General features: G+C 71.5%; 20 protein-coding genes. 6 read left to right on the forward strand and 14 right to left on the reverse strand.

The genetic code is table 11. The annotated features are described in order from the left end of the window. Window positions 1-35: 35 nt before the first annotated feature. A complete protein-coding gene (locus tag BJY18_RS10085; protein ID WP_184779712.1) occupies window positions 36-1,715 on the forward strand; it encodes a GGDEF domain-containing protein in 1,680 nt (559 codons plus the stop codon). A 264-nt stretch (window positions 1,716-1,979) separates the two neighbouring features. Here the strand turns inward: BJY18_RS10085 and BJY18_RS10090 are convergent, their stop codons facing one another. The 10 genes from BJY18_RS10090 to BJY18_RS10135 form a co-directional block, all read right to left on the reverse strand. Further along, complete coding sequence (locus tag BJY18_RS10090) at window positions 1,980-2,519, reverse strand: snapalysin family zinc-dependent metalloprotease (RefSeq protein ID WP_184779714.1); 540 nt, start codon at window positions 2,517-2,519, stop codon at window positions 1,980-1,982. A 174-nt stretch (window positions 2,520-2,693) separates the two neighbouring features. Continuing rightward, complete coding sequence (locus BJY18_RS10095; protein ID WP_184779716.1) at window positions 2,694-3,029, reverse strand: YnfA family protein; 336 nt, start codon at window positions 3,027-3,029, stop codon at window positions 2,694-2,696. Next, complete coding sequence (locus BJY18_RS10100; RefSeq protein WP_184779718.1) at window positions 3,026-3,427, reverse strand: hypothetical protein; 402 nt, start codon at window positions 3,425-3,427, stop codon at window positions 3,026-3,028. Before BJY18_RS10100 ends, BJY18_RS10095 begins: the two co-directional genes overlap by 4 nt. 126 nt (window positions 3,428-3,553) lie before the next feature. Further along, window positions 3,554-3,958 (reverse strand): metal-sulfur cluster assembly factor, encoded by a 405-nt coding sequence (locus BJY18_RS10105; RefSeq protein WP_184779720.1) that lies wholly within the window; start codon window positions 3,956-3,958, stop codon window positions 3,554-3,556. After that, window positions 3,955-4,404 (reverse strand): Fe-S cluster assembly sulfur transfer protein SufU, encoded by a 450-nt coding sequence (gene sufU, locus BJY18_RS10110; RefSeq protein WP_184779722.1) that lies wholly within the window; start codon window positions 4,402-4,404, stop codon window positions 3,955-3,957. Before sufU ends, BJY18_RS10105 begins: the two co-directional genes overlap by 4 nt. After that, the gene (locus BJY18_RS10115) at window positions 4,404-5,717 is read right to left on the reverse strand and encodes a cysteine desulfurase (RefSeq protein WP_184779724.1); all 1,314 of its coding nucleotides are present in this window, start codon (window positions 5,715-5,717) and stop codon (window positions 4,404-4,406) included. The genes sufU and BJY18_RS10115 overlap by 1 nt, the downstream gene beginning before the upstream one ends. A gap of 51 nt (window positions 5,718-5,768) precedes the next feature. Continuing rightward, complete coding sequence (gene sufC, locus BJY18_RS10120) at window positions 5,769-6,539, reverse strand: Fe-S cluster assembly ATPase SufC (protein ID WP_184779726.1); 771 nt, start codon at window positions 6,537-6,539, stop codon at window positions 5,769-5,771. A 72-nt stretch (window positions 6,540-6,611) separates the two neighbouring features. Next, window positions 6,612-7,784 (reverse strand): Fe-S cluster assembly protein SufD, encoded by a 1,173-nt coding sequence (gene sufD / locus BJY18_RS10125; RefSeq protein ID WP_184779728.1) that lies wholly within the window; start codon window positions 7,782-7,784, stop codon window positions 6,612-6,614. 2 nt (window positions 7,785-7,786) lie between these two features. After that, window positions 7,787-9,235: a Fe-S cluster assembly protein SufB gene (gene sufB, locus BJY18_RS10130; RefSeq protein ID WP_184779730.1), complete on the reverse strand. Its 1,449-nt coding sequence runs from the start codon at window positions 9,233-9,235 to the stop codon at window positions 7,787-7,789. Continuing rightward, on the reverse strand, window positions 9,232-10,017 hold the full coding sequence (locus BJY18_RS10135; protein ID WP_184779732.1) for a helix-turn-helix transcriptional regulator: 786 nt from the start codon (window positions 10,015-10,017) through the stop codon (window positions 9,232-9,234). Before BJY18_RS10135 ends, sufB begins: the two co-directional genes overlap by 4 nt. A gap of 428 nt (window positions 10,018-10,445) precedes the next feature. On the opposite strand from BJY18_RS10135, the gene mptB reads away from it, so the two are divergent. From mptB to BJY18_RS10155, 4 genes are all read left to right on the forward strand, one after another. Then, window positions 10,446-12,050: a polyprenol phosphomannose-dependent alpha 1,6 mannosyltransferase MptB gene (gene mptB / locus BJY18_RS10140; RefSeq protein WP_312874095.1), complete on the forward strand. Its 1,605-nt coding sequence runs from the start codon at window positions 10,446-10,448 to the stop codon at window positions 12,048-12,050. 6 nt (window positions 12,051-12,056) lie between these two features. Beyond that, complete coding sequence (locus tag BJY18_RS10145; protein ID WP_184779736.1) at window positions 12,057-12,983, forward strand: ABC transporter ATP-binding protein; 927 nt, start codon at window positions 12,057-12,059, stop codon at window positions 12,981-12,983. After that, window positions 12,980-13,768, forward strand: coding sequence for an ABC transporter permease (locus BJY18_RS10150; RefSeq protein WP_184779738.1), 789 nt, complete (start codon window positions 12,980-12,982; stop codon window positions 13,766-13,768). Before BJY18_RS10145 ends, BJY18_RS10150 begins: the two co-directional genes overlap by 4 nt. Before the next feature lie 89 nt (window positions 13,769-13,857). Continuing rightward, a complete protein-coding gene (locus BJY18_RS10155) occupies window positions 13,858-14,835 on the forward strand; it encodes a COX15/CtaA family protein (protein ID WP_184779740.1) in 978 nt (325 codons plus the stop codon). A 14-nt stretch (window positions 14,836-14,849) separates the two neighbouring features. Here BJY18_RS10155 and BJY18_RS10160 read toward each other — a convergent pair whose 3' ends face one another. From BJY18_RS10160 to BJY18_RS10170, 3 genes are read right to left on the reverse strand one after another with little or no spacing between them, the layout of a single operon-like run. Beyond that, window positions 14,850-15,329, reverse strand: a complete 480-nt coding sequence (locus tag BJY18_RS10160; RefSeq protein WP_184779741.1) for a DinB family protein — start codon at window positions 15,327-15,329, stop codon at window positions 14,850-14,852. Between the two features lie 26 nt (window positions 15,330-15,355). Next, window positions 15,356-16,222, reverse strand: coding sequence for an ATP-grasp domain-containing protein (locus tag BJY18_RS10165; RefSeq protein WP_184779742.1), 867 nt, complete (start codon window positions 16,220-16,222; stop codon window positions 15,356-15,358). Beyond that, window positions 16,219-16,545 carry a hypothetical protein gene (locus BJY18_RS10170; RefSeq protein WP_184779743.1) on the reverse strand — a complete coding sequence of 109 codons (327 nt, stop codon included), beginning with the start codon at window positions 16,543-16,545 and terminating at the stop codon, window positions 16,219-16,221. Before BJY18_RS10170 ends, BJY18_RS10165 begins: the two co-directional genes overlap by 4 nt. A 95-nt stretch (window positions 16,546-16,640) precedes the next feature. On the opposite strand from BJY18_RS10170, the gene BJY18_RS10175 reads away from it, so the two are divergent. Further along, window positions 16,641-17,612, forward strand: a complete 972-nt coding sequence (locus BJY18_RS10175; protein ID WP_184779744.1) for a quinone oxidoreductase family protein — start codon at window positions 16,641-16,643, stop codon at window positions 17,610-17,612. 50 nt (window positions 17,613-17,662) lie between these two features. Here the strand turns inward: BJY18_RS10175 and BJY18_RS10180 are convergent, their stop codons facing one another. Further along, window positions 17,663-18,178, reverse strand: a complete 516-nt coding sequence (locus BJY18_RS10180; protein ID WP_184779745.1) for an FKBP-type peptidyl-prolyl cis-trans isomerase — start codon at window positions 18,176-18,178, stop codon at window positions 17,663-17,665. Window positions 18,179-18,187 lie beyond the last annotated feature (9 nt).

Here is an 18,187-nt window from a genome sequence, read left to right on the forward strand (position 1 = left end):
TTCCCTCTTGCACGGACCGATGCGACGATCGGCCGGTGACGACGACCCGTGCGGTCCGCTTCGCCTTCCAGCCGATGTACAGCCTGCACACCGGCGGCGTCGTCGCGTACGAAGCACTCGCGCGGCCCGGCCGGGGGACGGCGCACGAGCTGCTCGCCGAGGCCCGCCGCGCCGGCCGGCTCACCGAGGTCGACCTGGGGCTCGCCGCCGCGGCGGTGCGCCAGGAAGCCGGCAGGCCCAGCGCACTGCCGCTGCACCTGAACCTCTCCGCACGCACGCTCGCCTCCGCCCCTGCGCCCTTCGACGAGCTGGTCGCCGAACTCGGGGCAGCCGGGCGGCGGACCCGCGACGTGGTGCTCGAGATCGGGCCGCCGTTCACGCACCTGCCCGCGGACCGCCTGCTGGCCGGGATGCGCGCGGTCACCGAACTCGGCTTCCGGCTGGCCCTCGACGGGCTCGGCCGCGGGGACCTTCCGCTGGCTCTGCTCGCGCAGGCACCCGTGGACCTGGTGAAGCTGGACCGCAGCGTGCTGCGCGGGCTGCCCGGCGACCCGGCCGCGGTGGCCGTGGTCGAAGCGCTGCTGCACTTCACCACGCGGACGAACATCCGGCTCGTGGCGACCGGCATCGAGACCGGACCGCAGCTGGACGCGGCACAGAGCCTGGGGGTGCGGATCGCACAGGGGAACCTGCTGGCCCCGCCCGCCCCGCACCGTTCCGCACCGGTCGCCGGAGTGGTCGTCCCCGAGGACCGCCGCACCCCCGCGCCACCGCAGGCCCCGCGCATCGCCGACTTCCTCCGCCCGGCCACGACCCTGCCCGGCGACGCCACCTGCGACGACGTCCGCGAGGTGCTGGCCGCCGCGGACGCACCCAGCGGCGTGGTCGGCGTCGATCAGGACAACTGTCCACAGTGGTCGGTGGACCGGACCCGTTTCCTCGTGGCGGTCACCGGTCCGTACGGGCACGCGCTGCACGCGAAGCGGCCGGCCGCGCGGCTGGCGGACAAACCGCACACCATCGAGGGAGGGGCGAGCGCGCTGGAATTCCTCGAACTGGTCACCGACGCCGACTGGGGCCGCACCGGCGACGACGTGGTGGTGGTCGACGCGCGGGGCCGCTGCCTGGGTGTGGTGCTGGTGACCGAGGTGGTGCGCGGCGTCGCCGAGGCGAAGGTCGAGGAGGCGGTCACGCTCAGCCCGCTGACCCGGCTCCCCGGGAGCGAGGCGGTGGCCCGCGACGTGGAACGCCGCATCGCCACCGGGCAGCAGTTCGTGGTGGCGTGGCTGGACGTGGACTCGTTCAAAGCGGTCAACGACAACGCCGGTTTCGCCGCCGGAGACGACCTCATCCGCACACTCGGCGAAACGCTCACCGGCCTGTCCCAGCGCCTGTCGCGGATGCGGGTGAGCCACGTCGGCGGCGACGATTTCCTGATCGTGTGCGACGTGGACGAGATCGGCACGGTCGCCGCGGCCCTGCTGGACACCCACTGGTCCGCCGAGGGCATGCCGGTCACGGTCTCACTGGCGACACTCGTGTGCGGCAGCGGCACGATCGCGTCCTACCGCGACACCTCCCGGCTGCTGGCCCCGCTGAAGAAGCGGGCGAAGGCCGTGCCCGGCTCGAGCTGGGTACTCAGCCGCCCGGGCAGCGACCGGGTCGAAGTCCTGCGCGGCATCGGCCGGGACGTCGCGGTCGGCCGCCCGGCGTAACGGGCTCGTCCGCACAGGCCGAGCATTCCCGCCGCGCGCGGGCAACGCTCCCTTTTGGATGCGAGTTCAGCCATGCCGAGCCGCTCCAGCCGGAACCCAGCAGTGCGTACGTCGCGGATGCAAGGACAATCCCGGGTGACGCTGCACCCCGGACGGCGACCCGAGGCGCGCGAGAATTCCGCGTGGCGCCCTCCCGCCACCAGCCGCGCCGCGCGCGGATCGCGGGCAGGACGGCACCTCGGACGGCCGTCCTGCCGGGAACGCTCAGTACACGGCGGTGACGCGGGCGCCTTCGACGCGGAACCCGTTCTCCCACAGCTGCTGCACCTTCGCCGACTCGTCCGCGTCCGGGGTGGCGTTCGTGCACGAGGTGCCCGGACCGTGGCCGGACATGAGTTCCGTGCACGGGCCGTCGTAGTGGTCCGGCAGGCCCAGGTTGTGGCCGAGTTCGTGGGCTGCGATGCGGGTCGGGTCGAAGCCCTCCCCGACCTGGCTCGTGTCGAGGTAGATGTCGCCGTTGCCGTGTCCGTCGGTGTTGGTGTACGAACCCCCGCTGTCGATCTCGTGGAACACCACCGTCGCGTCGCTGTCGTTCTTCTCCAGCTTCACGTCGCTGACCGCGGCGTTCCAGTTCGCCGCGCCCTGGTCGATCTGCTCCAGGTAGTCGGGCGCGCCGGCGGAGCTGTAGTACACCGTGGTGGTCTCGGCCGCCGCGGCGACCGGCGCGGTGGCCAGTCCGGCGCCCAGCGGCGCGGCGACGGCCAGCGCCAGCGCGGCGATCCGCCCGAACCCTCGTGCGTGCATCGTGTCTCCTCCACCGGGGAAATCGACTGCCAGGAGGCCGGCTGCCGGAAACCGGCAACCGCCGTTCGCCTCATGACGTTAGAAGTTCACCGCCGGGAGGGACCACGGCCGAAAGTAGGTCTCCTCGCCGGAGACACCGAAGCCCGGCGAGCAGCACCGTCCACTGGGGACAGCTCACCCGGTTCGCGGGGCATACATGATCACTGCGACGCCGGCGAGGCAGAGCAGGGCACCCAGCACGTCGTAGCGGTCGGGGCGGTAACCGTCGGCGATCATGCCCCAGACGAGCGAACCGGCGACGAAAACCCCGCCGTAGGCCGCCAGGATGCGGCCGAAGTGGGCGTCCGGCTGCAACGTGGCGACGAACCCGTAGAGGCCGAGCGCCACGATCCCGCCGCCGATCCACACCCAGCCCCGGTGTTCCCGCACGCCTTGCCAGATGAGCCAGGCGCCGCCGATCTCCAGGATCGCGGCGGCCACGAACAGCGCTGCCGAGCGGACGAGCATCATCGACCGAAATAGCTGCCGTAGGTGCCGCCGAGCCGATGCGGCTGCCCGCCGCCCATCGGGTCGACCGTGAACGTGACCGCACCGGCCAGCGCGACCACGAACGTGAGCGCGCCCAGCAAGGCCCCCGCTCGCGCGAGATCACCGCCGCGGCGCCGGCCGCCTCCGGTGAGCCCGAGAACCACGGCGAGCACGCCGGCCGGCAACACCACGAACCACAGCGCCCCCAGCACGAGCAGGAACACCTGCGTGACGATCGGGTACACCGGCTGGGTCAGCAGCTTCGGCCGCACGAGCAGCCAGGCCATCCACGTGCACAGGGCCAGCACGAAGCTCACCGCGGCCACCGCGACCGCGGCGACCCCCAGGCCTCTTCGCGGCTGTTCGTCCGGTTCGGTCATCTCGTAGTTATAGCGCCCGGGACCGACAGTCCGCTGCCGAACCGACGACCGTATAGGCCGTTATACGACCCGAGTGACGCGAAAGGCCGCCCCGGCGTACCGGGACGGCCTTTCGGGCGAAAACACTCAGACGGTGAAGCCGAGGGCACGCAGCTGTTCGCGGCCTTCCTCGGTGATCTTCTCCGGGCCCCACGGCGGCATCCAGACCCAGTTGATCCGGAAGTCGCCGACCAGCCCGCCGGAGGTGAGCGCGGCCGCGGTCTGGTCCTCGATCACGTCGGTGAGCGGGCAGGCCGCCGAGGTGAGGGTCATGTCCAGGGTGGCGGTGTTGTCGCTCTCCACGCGGATGTCGTAGACCAGGCCGAGGTCGACCACGTTGATGCCCAGCTCCGGGTCGACGACGTCGCGCATCGCCTCCTCGAGATCCTCGATCTTCGCGACGTCAGCCGGCACCGCGGACGCCTGCTCGGGCAGGTCCGCGGCGGTGCGCCCCTCGCGGTGGTCCGGGGTCACGGTCGTCTCTTCGCTCATGCCTTCTCAGCTCCTGTGGTGGTGCGGGAAACGGCGTCCTTGAACGCCATCCAGCCGAGCAGCGCGCATTTGACCCGCGCCGGGTACTTCGCGACGCCGGCGAAGGCGATGCCGTCCTCAAGCACGTCCTCGTCCGGCTCGATCTTGCCCTTGCCCTGCATCAGTTCCACGAAGGCGTCCATGGTGGTGAACGCCTCGTCCACGGTGTGCCCGGTGACCAGGTCGGTGAGCACCGACGTGGCGGCCTGGCTGATCGAGCAGCCCTGCCCGTCGTAGGAGACGTCGGCGATCTTCCCGTCGGTCACCTTCACCCGCAGCGTCACCTCGTCGCCACAGGTCGGGTTGACCTGGAACGACTCGGCGTCGTACGGATCGCGCAGACCGCGCCCGTGCGGGTTCTTGTAGTGGTCCAGGATGATCTCCTGGTACATGCTCTCCAGGTTCATCAGGCCACCCCGAAGAACTTCTGCGCCTCGCGGATCCCGGCCAGCAGCGCGTCCACTTCCGCCGGTGTGTTGTACAGGTAGAAGCTCGCCCGCACGGTCGCCGGCACCGAGCACGCCCGGTGTAGCGGCCAGGCGCAGTGGTGGCCCACCCGCACCGCGATGCCGAGGCTGTCGAGCACCTGACCGGCGTCGTGCGGATGCACTCCGTCGATCACGAACGCGACCGTGCCGCCGCGGTCGGTGAGCTCGGCCGGCCCGATCACCCGCACGCCGTCGATCTCGGCGATCCCGGCCAGCGCCCGCTCGGCGAGCGCGTGCTCGTGCGCGGCGATCCGGTCCATGCCCACCGCGGACAGGTAGTCCACCGCCGCACCGAGACCGATCGCCTGCGACGTCATCGGCACGCCCGCCTCGAACCGCTGGGGCGGCGGCGCGAACGTGGAGCCCTCCATCCGGACCATCTCGATCATCGACCCGCCGGTGAGGAACGGCGGCATCGCGGCCAGCAGCTCGCTGCGGCCGTAGAGCACCCCGATCCCGGATGGCCCGAGCATCTTGTGCCCGGAGAACACCGCGAAGTCGACGCCGAGTGCGTGGAAGTCCACCGGCCCCTGCCGGTACACCCCGTGCGGCACCGACTGGCAGGCGTCCAGCACGGTGAGCGCGCCGACCGCGTGTGCCTTGGCCACCAGCGTGTCCACCGGGTTGACCGTGCCCAGCACATTGGACTGGTGCGCGAAGGCGACCAGCTTGGTGCGCGGCGTGATCACCTCGTCCACAGTGGACAGATCCAGCCGGCCGCCGGGGGTCACGGTGAACCACTTGAGCGTGGCGCCGGTCCGCTGGCACAGCTGCTGCCAGGGCAGCAGGTTGGCGTGGTGCTCCATTTCGGTCACCACGACCTCGTCACCGGGGCCGAGCCGGAAGCGCTCGGCTTCCGGACCGGCCGTGGCCGCGTTGCTCATCGCGTACGCCACGAGGTTGATGCCCTCGGTGGCGTTCTTGGTGAACACCAGCTCCTCGGGCTCCGCACCGACGAACTCCGCGAGCTTCGCGCGGGCGCCCTCGTAGGCGTCGGTGGCCTCCTCGGAAAGCTGGTGCGCACCGCGGTGCACGGCCGAGTTCGACGTGAGCACGTAGTCGCGCTCGGCGTCGAGGACCTGCAGCGGCCGTTGCGAGGTCGCCCCGGAGTCCAGGTACACCAAGGGTTTCCCGTCCCGCACGGTACGGGACAGGATCGGGAAGTCGGCACGCAGTGCCGCCACGTCAAGGGGAACAGAGTTGGTCGGGCTGTTCGAGGCCGTGGTGGTCATCGCGCCAACTCCTCTCGGTGTCGTCAGTTCGGGATCTTGGGGCGGTCCGCGTCAGGCCGTGACGGTCTCGGCGGAACCGACGTACTTGACGTAGCCGTTCTCCTCCAGCTCGTCGGCCAGCTCGCGCCCACCCGACTCGACCACGCGGCCGCCCGCGAAGACGTGCACGAAGTCCGGGGTGATGTGCCGGAGGATGCGGGTGTAGTGGGTGATCAGCATGACGCCGACCTCGTTGCCCGCCTTGTACTCGTTCACACCCTCGGACACCACGCGCAGCGCGTCGACGTCCAGGCCGGAGTCGGTCTCGTCGAGGATCGCGAACTTCGGCTTGAGCAGCGCCAGCTGCAGGATCTCGTGACGCTTCTTCTCGCCGCCGGAGAAGCCCTCGTTGACCGAGCGCTCGGCGAACTCCTGCGAGATGCCGAGCTTGCCCATCTCGTCCTTGACCTCCTTGACCCAGTGGCGCAGCTTGGGAGCCTCGCCACGGACCGCGGTGGCCGCGGTGCGCAGGAAGTTGGACATCGAGACACCGGGCACCTCGACCGGGTACTGCATGGCGAGGAACAGGCCCGCGCGGGCGCGCTCGTCGACGGCCATCTCCAGCACGTTCTCCCCGTCCAGCAGTACCTCACCGGAGGTGACCTGGTACTTCGGGTGCCCGGCGATGGCGTAGGACAGGGTGGACTTGCCGGAGCCGTTCGGGCCCATGATCGCGTGCGTCTCCCCGGACCGGATGGTCAGGTTCACGCCCTTCAGGATCTCCTTGGCACCTTCCTCGGTGGTCACCGAGGCGTGCAGGTCCTTGATTTCCAGGGTAGCCATTCTGCTTTTCCTAAGTCTGATGTGGACCGGCGCACGGTGTTCGCCGCGCTTCGGCGGGACGGACTGCCTCGATCAGGCGCCGACGGCTTCGAGCTCGGCCTCGATCGCAGCCTCCAGGCGTTCGCGCACCTCGGGGACGCCGATGCGGACCAGGACCTCGTGGAAGAACCCGCGTACGACCAGCCGCCGCGCGGCCTCCTCGCCGATCCCGCGCGACTGGAGGTAGAACAACTGCTCGTCGTCAAACCTTCCCGTGGCGCTCGCGTGGCCGGCGCCCTCGATCTCGCCGGTCTCGATCTCCAGGTTCGGCACCGAGTCCGCGCGTGCACCCGGGGTGAGCACCAGATTGCGGTTCAGCTCGTAAGTGTCGGTGGCCTCGGCGGCCGCCCGGATCAGCACGTCGCCGATCCACACCGCGTGCGCGCCGTCACCCTGCAGTGCGCCCTTGTACATCACGTTGGACTTGCAGTTGGCCACCGCGTGGTCCACGAACAGCCGGTGTTCCTGGTGCTGGCCGGCGTCGGAGAAGTACAACCCGAGCATCTCCACGTCGCCGCCCTTGTCCGCGAAGGTCGCGGTGGGCGAGACGCGCACCAGGTCGCCACCGAGGGTGACCACGGTGTGCTTGAGCGTCGCGTCGCGGCCCAGGCGCAGGTGCTGCTCGGAGACGTGCACCGCGTCGTCGGCCCAGTCCTGGACGCTGACCACGGTGACCTTCGCCGAGTCGCCGATCACGAACTCCACGTTGTCCGCGTAGGTGCCGGACCCGACGTGGTCGAGCACGATCACCGCCTCCGCGAACGGCTCGGCGCGGACCTGCAGGTGCCCGTAGGCCACCTTGCCCTCGCCGGGACCGTGCACCCGCAGCACGGACGCCTTCGACGCCTGCGTCTCCTTCGGCACGGTGACCACGGTGGCGTGGGCGAACGAGGAGTAGGCCTGCGCCGCGATGCGGTCGCTGGGCGTGCCGGCCTCGCCGAGGCGGGCGTCGTCGCGGCCGACGGTCTCGATCTTCAGCTCCGGAGCCGCGTCGGACTCCAGCCGGATCTCGCCGGAGGCGACGGCGGTGCCGTCGTGCAGGCCCCGCAGGCGCTTCATCGGCGTGAAGCGCCAGTTCTCCTCACGACCACCCGGGACCTCGAAGGCCTCGACGTCGTAGGAGGTGAACCGCTCCGCGCGGGAGGCCGCCGGGATGACGGCGCCCTCCCGCAGCGATTCGGCAACGTTGTTCTCAGTAACCGACATGGTCAGCCGACGGACCCTTCCATCTGGAGCTCGATCAGGCGGTTCAGCTCGAGCGCGTACTCCATCGGCAGCTCGCGCGCGATGGGCTCGACGAACCCGCGCACGATCATCGCCATCGCCTCGTCCTCGGCCAGGCCGCGGGACATCAGGTAGAACAGCTGCTCTTCGCTGACCTTGGACACGGTGGCCTCGTGGCCCATGGACACCTCGTCGTTGCGGATGTCCACGTACGGGTAGGTGTCCGACCGCGAGATGGTGTCCACCAGCAGCGCGTCGCAGACCACCGACGAACGCGAATGGTGCGCCCGCTTGGCGACCTTGACCAGGCCGCGGTAGGAGGTGCGGCCACCGCCACGGGCCACCGACTTCGACACGATGGTCGAGGAGGTGTGCGGCGCGAGGTGCTCCATCTTGGCGCCGGCGTCCTGGTGCTGGCCCTCGCCGGCGAACGCGACCGAGAGCACCTCGCCCTTGGCGTGCTCACCCATCAGGAAGACCGACGGGTACTTCATGGTCACCTTGGAGCCGATGTTGCCGTCGACCCACTCCATGGTCGCGCCCTCTTCGCACTTGGCGCGCTTGGTGACCAGGTTGTACACGTTGTTCGACCAGTTCTGGATCGTCGTGTAGCGGCAGCGGCCGCCCTTCTTCACGATGATCTCCACGACCGCCGAGTGCAGCGAGTCGGACTGGTAGATCGGCGCCGTGCAGCCCTCGACGTAGTGCACGTAGGCGTCCTCGTCGACGATGATCAGCGTCCGCTCGAACTGGCCCATGTTCTCCGTGTTGATCCGGAAGTAGGCCTGCAGCGGGATGTCGACGTGCACCCCCTTCGGCACGTAGATGAACGAGCCGCCGGACCACACCGAGGTGTTCAGCGCGGAGAACTTGTTGTCCCCGGCGGGGATCACCGAGCCGAAGTGCTCCTGGAAGATCTCCGGGTGCTCCTTGAGCGCGGTGTCGGTGTCCAGGAACAGCACGCCCTGTGCCTCCAGGTCCTCGCGGATCTGGTGGTAGACGACCTCGGACTCGTACTGCGCGGCGACACCGGCGACGAGGCGCTGCTTCTCCGCCTCGGGGATGCCGAGCTTGTCGTAGGTGTTCTTGATGTCCTCGGGCAGGTCCTCCCAGCTGGCCGCCTGCTTCTCCGTGGACCGCACGAAGTACTTGATGTTGTCGAAGTCGATCCCGGACAGGTCGGCGCCCCAGTTGGGCATCGGCTTGAGGTCGAAGAGCTTGAGCGCCTTCAAGCGGGCGTCGCGCATCCACTCGGGCTCGGACTTCTTCTCGGAGATGTCGCGGACGACGTCCTCGTTGAGTCCGCGGCGGGCGCTGGCGCCCGCCTCGTCGGAGTCCGCCCAGCCGAAGGCGTAGTTGCCAAGAGAGGCGATCGTCTCTTCCTGGCTCAACGGCTCGGTGGTGGGAGTGCGCTGCTCGGCAGCGGCAGTCATGCGGGTTTCCCTCCATTCGGGATCCGTGCGGGGTGCTCCCGCGGCGGCGGCGCCGCGGCGGGGGCCGTGGTGCGGTCCGGCTCGGGATGGGCCGGGATACCCGCCGATCCGGCGGGTACGTGTGTGGTGCACGCGTTGTCACCGCGTGCGATGGTGGCCAGCCGCTGCACGTGGGTGCCCAGCAGCCGCGCGAACGCCTCCGTCTCGGCCTCGCACAGCTGCGGGAACTCCGCGGCCACGTGCGCCACCGGGCAGTGGTGCTGGCACAGCTGGGCCCCGACGGCGGCGGCGGTACCGGTACTGCCGACCTCGCGGGTCGAGGCAGCGTAGCCCTCCCTGGTCAACGCGGTCGCCAGTGCCTCCGCCCGGCTCGCCGGATCGGGTGAACCGGCAATGGCCGCGCGGTGCGGTCCGACCAGCCGGTCGACCCGGCTCTCGGCGAACGCGCGCACCGCGTCCGGTCCGGCGTGCTCGGCGAGGAACCGGACGGCGGACACCGCGAGGTCGTCGTAGGCGTGCCCGAACCGGGCCCGGCCGGTCTCGGTGAGCAGGAAGAGCCGGGCGGGCCGGCCACGGCCACGCGGGCCGCGGCGGGGCGCGTCGCGGGTCTCGGCCTCACCGTCGGCGACGAGGGCGTCCAGGTGCCTGCGGACCGCGGTCGGGCTGATGCCGAGCTGCTCGGCGACGACCGCGGCGGTCATCGGGCCCTGCTCCAGCAGCAGCCGGGCGACCTCGTGCCGGGTACGGCCCTCGGCCGAAGACACCGACGAGACCGAAGACATCACGGAGCCGGTGGGAGCGGCCTGCTGGCCGGAGACCTCCGTGGTGTGCGCAGCCGCCGCTACACCGGACGCTTCCGGAGCAGCGGGCACCTTCGCGGCGTGCGAAGTGACCGAAGCAGTACTGTCAGGACGAACTCCGGCAGCGCCCGCCTCTCGCCCTGCAGCGGTCGCAGCCCTCGCGCTGACCTGCACGGGCGCAGCATCGACCGAGGTGCGCGGCTGCTCGCCACGCCCCTCTTCGGTGCACCCGTTCTTTTTCACAACACAAGTGTGTCTTATTTCGGTCCGACGGGCAAAGGCGGGGCGGGTGGCAGTGACCCGAGTCACGGCGAGGGCGACTCGATACGCTGCGCGGCGTGGCAGTCGGCGAGCACTCCGAGCAGCGGGTTCCGGAACCGGGCGATTCCGGCGACCCGGCGCCCGCCGCGGTGGCGTCCCCGGTCCGCCCGCGGGCGACGGAGCCGTTGAACGACGCGGAGCACCGCGGGCTCGACGTGGTGCGCCGCTTCGGCACGGTCGGCTCGCTGTTCCTCGCGCTCGGCTCGCTCGGCGCGGGGGCCGCGCCGGTGATCAACCCGGTGCAGGACCTGCCGGTGCTGCGGCTGTTCACCCGCATCCCCACCGTGTCGCTCGCGATCGCCTTCTCCGGCATGGGCATCCTCGTGCTGAGCTGGCTGATGCTCGGCCGGTTCGCGCGGCCGGCGAGCGCGCGGCTGGCCAGCCGTGGGCAGCTCGCCCGCACCATCGCCATGTGGATCGCGCCGCTGCTGGTCATCCCGCCGCTGTTCTCCCGCGACGTGTACAGCTACCTGGCGCAGAGCGAGATTGTGCACCGCGGCATGGATCCCTACGAGCTCGGCCCGGCGCAGGCACTGGGTGTGGCCGATCCGCTCACCGCGGGGGTGTCGAACATCTGGCGGGAGACGCCTGCGCCGTACGGTCCGCTGGTGCTGCGCCTCGGCGGCTGGCTCGCTCCGCTGGGCGGCAACAACATCGTCGCCGGGGTGTTGCTGCAGCGTGCACTCGCGCTCGTCGGCGTGATGCTCATCGTGTGGGCGGTGCCGCGGCTGGCGCGGCGGTTCGGCGTGCAGCCGGCGACCGCGTTGTGGCTGGGTGCGGCGAATCCGCTGCTGATCTTCCACTTCGTCGCGGGCGCGCACAACGACGCGCTGGCCATCGGGCTCATGGTGGCCGGGCTCGAGATCGGCATCCGCAGGCTGCCGGTGCGGATCAAGGGGGATTCCCCGCCGCCACTGGCGAGAGGCGAGCTGCTGTTCATCGGGCTCGGGGTGGCGACCATCACAGTCGGTGCCACCGTGAAGGTGCCCACGGTGCTGGCGCTGGGTTTCTTCGCGGTGATGGTGGCGCGCCGCTGGCACGGGCGGGTCAAGGACCTGCTCTGGGCCGGGATCCCGATGGCCGCGCTGTTCGCGGTGGTGCTGCTGGCCGTCTGTTACGGCACCGGTCTGGGCTTCGGCTGGATCGGCGCGACCGCGAACACCCCGGGGCTGGTGCGTGCGTGGATCTCGCCCACCGCCGAACTGGCCAACCTCACCGGGGTGCTCGGCATCGCGCTCGGGCTCGGCAACCACACCGACGCGCTGGTGCCGATCTTCGGCGCGCTGGGCTACCTGGTCACCGCGGTGGTGACGATCAAGTTCCTGTGGGCCAGCTTCAAATGGCGCTACCGGCCGATCATCGGGCTCGGGGTGTCCCTCGGCGCGGCGATGATCCTGCAGATCAGCCTGCAGCCGTGGTACCTGCTGTGGGCGGTGATCCCGCTGGCCGCGGCGGCGGGCACGTCCAGGTTCCGGGTCGCGGCGACGGTGATCAGCGCCGGGCTGCCGTTCCTGCTGCCGCCCACCGGCGGCACCTTCGACGGCCGCGCCTACATCCTGCCCTGGGCGTACGGCGCGGCGGTGCTCGTGACGCTGGGCGGGCTCGCGATCGTGTACCGGGTTTCCCCGTTGCTGCTGTCGCGGACGTCTCCCCCGTCCCCGGCACCGGGAGCCCACGCCGACGTCGTATCGTGACCGGTTGTGGACAACTCCGCGGTCGAGATCACCGGTCTGGTGAAAAGCTACGGCTCCACCACCGCGGTCGACGGACTCGACCTGCGGATGGAGCGTGGCTCACTGCTCGCCCTGCTCGGGCCGAACGGGGCCGGCAAGACCACCACCGTGGAGGTCTGTGAAGGCTTTCGCCGGCCGGACGCGGGCACCGTGCGGGTGCTCGGGCTCGATCCGGCCGCCGACCGGGCCGGGCTGCGGCCGCGGGTCGGCATCATGCCCCAGGGCGGCGGCGCGTACCCGGGAGTGCGTGCCGATGAGATGCTGCGGCTCGTGGCCTCCTGCGCGGCGCACCCGCTCGATCCGGGGTGGCTGCTCGACGTGCTGGGCCTCACCGGCGCGCGGCGGACGCCGTTCAAACGGCTCTCCGGCGGCCAGCAGCAGCGCCTTTCGCTCGCCTGCGCCCTCGTCGGCCGTCCGGAGCTGGTGTTCCTCGACGAGCCGACCGCGGGCATGGACCCGCAGGCCCGCCGGCTGGTGTGGGACCTGCTCGCCGCGTTGCGCGCGGACGGGGTGAGCGTGCTGCTCACCACGCACCTCATGGAGGAGGCCGAGGCGCTTGCCGACCAGGTGGTGATCGTGGACCACGGCAAGGTCGTGGTCGAGGGAACGCCGAACGCGCTCACGCTCGAGGAGGGCGCGGCCGCGCAGCTGCGGTTCCGGGCCCGCACCCGGCTCGACACCACGCTGCTCGCGGCGGCGCTGCCGGAGGGCTACCGGGTCAGCGAATCGGCCCCCGGCGCGTATCTCGTGGAAGGCGCGGTGGACCCGCAGGTGGTTTCCACGGTCACCGCGTGGTGCGCGCAGCAGGGCGTGCTGCCCGAGCAGCTGCAGGTCGGGCGGCGCACGCTGGAAGAGGTTTTCCTGGAACTGACCGGGCGGGAGCTGCGCGCATGACCACCTCGTTCCCCGCCGGCACCTTCACCCCGGCGCCCGCTCGCGGCTCGCTGGGCCGGATGCTGCGCACGCACGCGCGGGTCGAGGCCGCGCTCACCCTGCGCCACGGCGAACAGCTGCTGCTCACGCTGATCATCCCGCTGGCCCTGCTGATCGGGCTGAGCCTGCTCGACGTGCTGCCCGCGAGCCAGCTGGGTTCGACGTCCAAAGTGGACTGGATCACGCCGCGGATCCTGGCGCTCGCGGTGCTTTCGTCCGCGTTCACCGGCCAGGCCATCGCGCTCGGCTTCGACCGCCGGTACGGCGTGCTGAAGCGGCTTTCGGCCACCGCGCTGCCGCCGTGGCTGCTGGTGGCCGGCCGGGTGGTGGCCGCGCTCGTGGTGGTGGCGCTGCAGGCGGTGGTGCTGGGCGTGGTCGCCGCGTTCCTCGGCTGGTCGCCCTCGGCCGCCGGGCTCGGCGCCGCGATCGTGCTGCTGGTACTGGGCACGCTGGCGTTCGGCGCACTCGGCGTGCTGCTCGGCGGCGCGCTGCGCGCGGAGGCGGTGCTGGCGCTGGCCAACATCGTGTGGTTCGTGCTGCTGCTGGCCGGCGGGATCCTGCTGGCCCCCTCGGCCCTGCCGTCGGCGATCGGCGTCGTGGTGGAGCTGCTGCCGTCGGGCGCGCTGGCCGAAGGCATGCGCGCGGCGCTCGTGGACGGGCAGTTCCCGTTCGGACCGATGCTGGTGCTCGTGGTGTGGGCCGCCGTGGCCGGCGCCCTGGCGACCCGGACCACGAAGCTCACCTGAATTCCGGGCCTGCCGCGGGCGGCGTGACGCGGCTCGCGCGGTCGCGGTCCCGGCGAAATACCCGCTGGCCACGCGCGTATCGTGAGGACGTGCTTTTCCGCAGCTTGATCGCCCGCCTGCCTTATCCCTCGTCCGCGGTACAGCGGGCCATCGGGATCGCCGCGGTGGTGACGCAGGCCGGGATCGGCGTCACCGGTTCGGTGGTGCGGGTGACCGGCTCCGGGCTCGGCTGCCCGACCTGGCCGGAGTGCGTGCAGGGCAGCCTGGTGCCGGTGCGCCATCCCGAGATCGCCGCGGTCAACCAGTGGATCGAGTTCTCCAACCGGTTGCTCACCGGCGTGGTGATCGTGGTGGCCGCGCTCGCGGTGCTCGCCGCCTGGCGGATCCTGCTCGACCACCCGGAGCGCAAGCGGCTGGTGAAGCTGGCCTGGCTGATGCCCGGCGGCGTGGTGCTGCAGGCGGTGCTCGGCGGGCTGACCGTGCTCGCCAAGCTGGAGTGGTGGACGGTCGCGATCCACTTCCTCGCGTCCACCCCGCTGGTGTGGCTGGCGGTGCTGCTGCTCAAAGCCTTCCGCGAGGGAGACGAGCCCGCCCGCCCGCTGGTGCCCACGCTCGGCCGCCGCACCCTGGTGCTGCTGACGGTGCTGATGTGGGCGGTGCTGATCGCGGGCACCACGGTCACCGGCGCCGGCCCGCACGGCGGCGACCTCAACACCCATCGCCTCGACGCGCCGATCGACCAGCTGGCCCGGGTGCACAGCGGGCTGCTGATCGCCTACCTCGTGGTGCTCGCCGTCTTCGGGCTCACGCTGCTGCGCGGCGGCGTGCCGAAGGGCGTGTGGCAGCGCTACGCCTGGGTGTGGGCAGTGGCGCTCGCGCAGGGCGTACTGGGCACCGTGCAGTACCAGCTCGGTGTGCCCGAGGCGATGGTTTCGTTCCACGTGCTCGGTTCGGCGCTGGTCATCGTCGTCACCGCCACGCTGTGGACCGGCACCCGCGATCGTGGCCCGGTGCGGTCGCTGACCCCGGCGACGCCGCCGGAGCGGGAACTCACCCCGGCCGGCTGACCCGGGCCCGGAACTCAGCCGGCCAGTACCTGCTCCCGCAGGATGTCCGCGTGCCCGCAGTGGTGCGCCAGCTCCCGCAGCACCTGCAGGTACACCCAGCGAAGGGTGCGCGGCCCGGACCGGTGCCCGGTCACGACTGCGTCCAGCCGCAGGTCCGCGACCGCGGTCCGGGCGGTGGCGCAGGCTTCCCGGTGTGCCGCGAGGACCGAGGCGACGGTGTCGTCCCCGGCGAGCCGGAAGGATTCGTCCGGGCTCCCCACCAGGCCGAGATCGCGGCGGGACGTGCCGCCGACGCATTCCTCGAACCACACCCGCTGCATCCACGTGACGTGCTTGAGCAGCCCGAGCAGGGTCGTCGCCGAAGGGACGAGCCGGCGACGCGCCTGGTCCTCGGTGAGACCGTCAATAGTCCGCTCGATGCCCCGGCGGTACTCCTCGACGAACGCGTCGAGCTGGGTGCGTTCGTCCTCCAGCAGCACATCGAACGTACCCATCGGAGCCTCCAGTCCGCCGCCGGGCGCTAAGCCAGCTGCTGCCGCACTGCCGAGGCGAACCGCAGCGGGGCGCCGCCGTCCGCGTGCCGGAAACCCAGCGACGGCTCCGCCAGCTCGAGCTCCAGCACCAGCGGGCGGCCGTCGTCGCCGCGGACGAGATCGACTCGGGCGTACAGCAGCTCCGCACGCAGGATGCCCAGCAGGGAGCAGGCCGCGTCGAGCGCGTCCTCGGCCACCGCGCGTACCTCCGGCGCCGGGACCGCCGCGGCCAGTCGCTCCTGGAGGTACAGGCCCGAAGCGTCCATTCCGGACCCGAGCATGGCGGCCTTGGTGAAGGCGTGCGAGTAGACGCCGCCGAAGAACACCGCGGCGATCTCGCCCTGAGTGTCCACACTGGACTGATACGGCTGCACCAGCGCGGTCCGCCCGTCCTCGTGCAGACCGCGCAGGTGGTCCCCGGCCTCCGGACCGGCGGCCTCGAACTTCGCCACGCCACGGGAACCCGCGCCGACGGTGGGCTTGATCACGAACGGCTGCTTCGGCCAGTTCGGCTGCTCGCCCACCGGCACGAGCTCGGCCGGCACCGTGGGCACGCCCGCGTCGAGCAGCTCGACGAGGTAGGACTTATCGGTGTTCCAGCGCACCACGGCGGCCGGATTGGCCAGCGCCGGAACGCTTTCGCACCAGTCGAGGAACTCCTCGCGCCGCTCCGGGTAGTCCCAGGTCGCGCGCAGGATCACGAGGTCGGCCACGGCGAAGTCGGTGCCGGGATCGTCCCAGGCCGCCCAGCGCACCGTGAAGCCGAGATCGGCGAGCGCGGGCAGCACGTCCGCTTCGTCGCCGTCGCCCTCGGGCATCGCGGAACAGGACGCGAACAGCGCCGTGCGGGTCACCGGCCGGCTCGCGGGCCGGCCATCCTGCGCCGGTGCCCGGCACCGATCTTGACCGCCTTCACGGTGTCGCTGTCCCACTCCGCGGCTTCCAGGTCTTCGACCGCCTCGACCAGCGCGGTGCCCGCCTCGGTACCGGAGACGACCACGTCACCCAGCGCGCCGTCCTCGCCGACGAGCACGACGCGGGCACCGGCCCGGCCGATGTTCTCGACCACGGCACGCGAGGGCTTGCCGTGACGCGCCACGAAATCCCGTGCCGCGGCCACCTGCCGGGCGCTGGGCGCGGGGGGAACGGTCGGCGTGTTCTCGGTCTCCTCAGCCACGCCCGGAGCTTAACCCCTCACCCCCGGCCCCGCGGCCCGGTCGTGTTCTCGGCCATAGTGGACGCCGAAGGTGCCCGAATCCCCGAGGAGGAGCAATGCCGACCGCTGTGCAGGTGAGCAGGACCGGTGGCCCGGAGGTACTGGAGATCGCCGAGGTGCCCTCCGGTCCGCCCGGTGCCGGCGAGCTGCTGGTGGACGTCGCCGCGGCCGGCGTCAACTACATCGACACCTACCAGCGTCAGGGCATCTACCCGCTCGAGCTGCCGTTCGTGCTGGGCCAGGAAGGCGCCGGCACGGTCGTCGAAACCGGGACGGGTGTCACGGATTTCGCCGCCGGCGACCGCGTGGCGTGGCAGGGCGTGATGGGTGGCTACGCCGCCCGCACCGTGGTCCCCGCCCGCGAAGCGGTGAAGGTGCCCGAGGGCGTCTCCGATGAAGTGGCCGCGGCGACGCTGCTGCAAGGCATCACCGCGCATTACCTGGTGCGGTCGACGTACGAGGTGAAGCCGGGCGACGACGTCCTCGTGCACGCTGCCGCCGGCGGGGTCGGGCTGCTGCTCGTCCAGCTGGCGAAGGCCCGCGGCGCCCGCGTGATCGGCACGGTGTCCACCGACGAAAAGGCCGAGCTGGCGCGCGCCGCCGGCGCGGACCACGTGGTCCGCTACGACCGCGAGGACTTCGCCGCGGTCGCCAGGGAACTGACTGACGGCGAAGGCGTCTCGGTGGTCTACGACGGCGTCGGCAAGGACACCGTGGACGGCAGCCTGGCGAGCCTGCGGGTCCGCGGCCTGCTCGCGTTGTTCGGCGCGGCGAGCGGTCCGGTGCCGCCGCTGGACCCGCAGCGGCTCAACTCCGGCGGGTCGCTCTACCTCACCCGGCCGCGGGCCCAGCACTACGTGCGGACGCGCGAGGAGCTGGACTGGCGTGCTCACGAACTGTTCGCCGCGATCGGAGACGGGTCCCTCGACATCCGCATCGGCGGCCGCTACCCGCTGGCCGAGGCCCGCCGGGCACACGAGGACCTGCAGGGCCGCCGCACCACGGGCAAGCTGCTGCTGATCCCGTGACCCGTGCCGTGCGCGCCCTCGCACGGGGCGCGCACGGACCCACGGGTGGGTCAGCTCTGCGCGGCCGGCACCGCCACCGCGTCGGCCACGAACACCAGCGTCTCGTTCGGGGCGATGCCCCGCCCACCCTGGCCGTAGGCGAGGTCCGGCGGGATGATCAGCAGCCGGCGGCCGCCCTGTTTGATCCCGGCCAGTCCCTGGTCCCAGCCCTGGATCACCTCACCCGCCCCGAGGTGCAGGGTGAACGGCTCCTTGCCGAACGAGGTGTCCAGCTGCTTCTTGTCCGACCAGGTGACCACGGTGTAGTCCATCGCCACCGCCTGGCCCTGCTGCGCGGCCGCGCCGGTGCCCACGGACAGGTCCTTGGTGACCAGCTTCGCCGGCGGGGCGCAGTCGTCCGGGATGGTGATCTCCGGTGCCTGGCCGAACGACCCGGTGGTCGCGATGTCGTCCGCGGTGCACGCGCGGGAGGGAGCCGCGTCGCTGTCGCCCCCGCAGGCGGTCAGCCCGGACCCCGCGGCCACCGCGCACGCGGCCACGGCCGCGATCTTGCCGATTCTCTGCATTCGCAGCAC

Source organism: Amycolatopsis jiangsuensis (genome assembly GCF_014204865.1).
Lineage (GTDB): Bacteria > Actinomycetota > Actinomycetes > Mycobacteriales > Pseudonocardiaceae > Amycolatopsis > Amycolatopsis jiangsuensis.

Bases quoted from the DNA above. Each gene is read 5' to 3' on its own strand.
- BJY18_RS10095 (WP_184779716.1), bottom strand. From the start codon at position 3,029: ATGATGCTCGTCCGCTCGGCAGCGCTGTTCGTGGCCGCCGCGATCCTG.
- BJY18_RS10160 (WP_184779741.1), bottom strand. From the start codon at position 15,329: ATGGGTACGTTCGATGTGCTGCTGGAGGACGAACGCACCCAGCTCGAC.
- sufU (WP_184779722.1), bottom strand. From the start codon at position 4,404: ATGAACCTGGAGAGCATGTACCAGGAGATCATCCTGGACCACTACAAG.
- BJY18_RS10180 (WP_184779745.1), bottom strand. From the start codon at position 18,178: ATGCAGAGAATCGGCAAGATCGCGGCCGTGGCCGCGTGCGCGGTGGCC.
- BJY18_RS10150 (WP_184779738.1), top strand. From the start codon at position 12,980: ATGACCACCTCGTTCCCCGCCGGCACCTTCACCCCGGCGCCCGCTCGC.
- BJY18_RS10135 (WP_184779732.1), bottom strand. From the start codon at position 10,017: ATGTCTTCGGTCTCGTCGGTGTCTTCGGCCGAGGGCCGTACCCGGCAC.
- BJY18_RS10115 (WP_184779724.1), bottom strand. From the start codon at position 5,717: ATGACCACCACGGCCTCGAACAGCCCGACCAACTCTGTTCCCCTTGAC.
- BJY18_RS10105 (WP_184779720.1), bottom strand. From the start codon at position 3,958: ATGAGCGAAGAGACGACCGTGACCCCGGACCACCGCGAGGGGCGCACC.
- sufC (WP_184779726.1), bottom strand. From the start codon at position 6,539: ATGGCTACCCTGGAAATCAAGGACCTGCACGCCTCGGTGACCACCGAG.
- sufD (WP_184779728.1), bottom strand. From the start codon at position 7,784: ATGTCGGTTACTGAGAACAACGTTGCCGAATCGCTGCGGGAGGGCGCC.
- sufB (WP_184779730.1), bottom strand. From the start codon at position 9,235: ATGACTGCCGCTGCCGAGCAGCGCACTCCCACCACCGAGCCGTTGAGC.
- BJY18_RS10175 (WP_184779744.1), top strand. From the start codon at position 16,641: ATGCCGACCGCTGTGCAGGTGAGCAGGACCGGTGGCCCGGAGGTACTG.
- BJY18_RS10100 (WP_184779718.1), bottom strand. From the start codon at position 3,427: ATGACCGAACCGGACGAACAGCCGCGAAGAGGCCTGGGGGTCGCCGCG.
- BJY18_RS10090 (WP_184779714.1), bottom strand. From the start codon at position 2,519: ATGCACGCACGAGGGTTCGGGCGGATCGCCGCGCTGGCGCTGGCCGTC.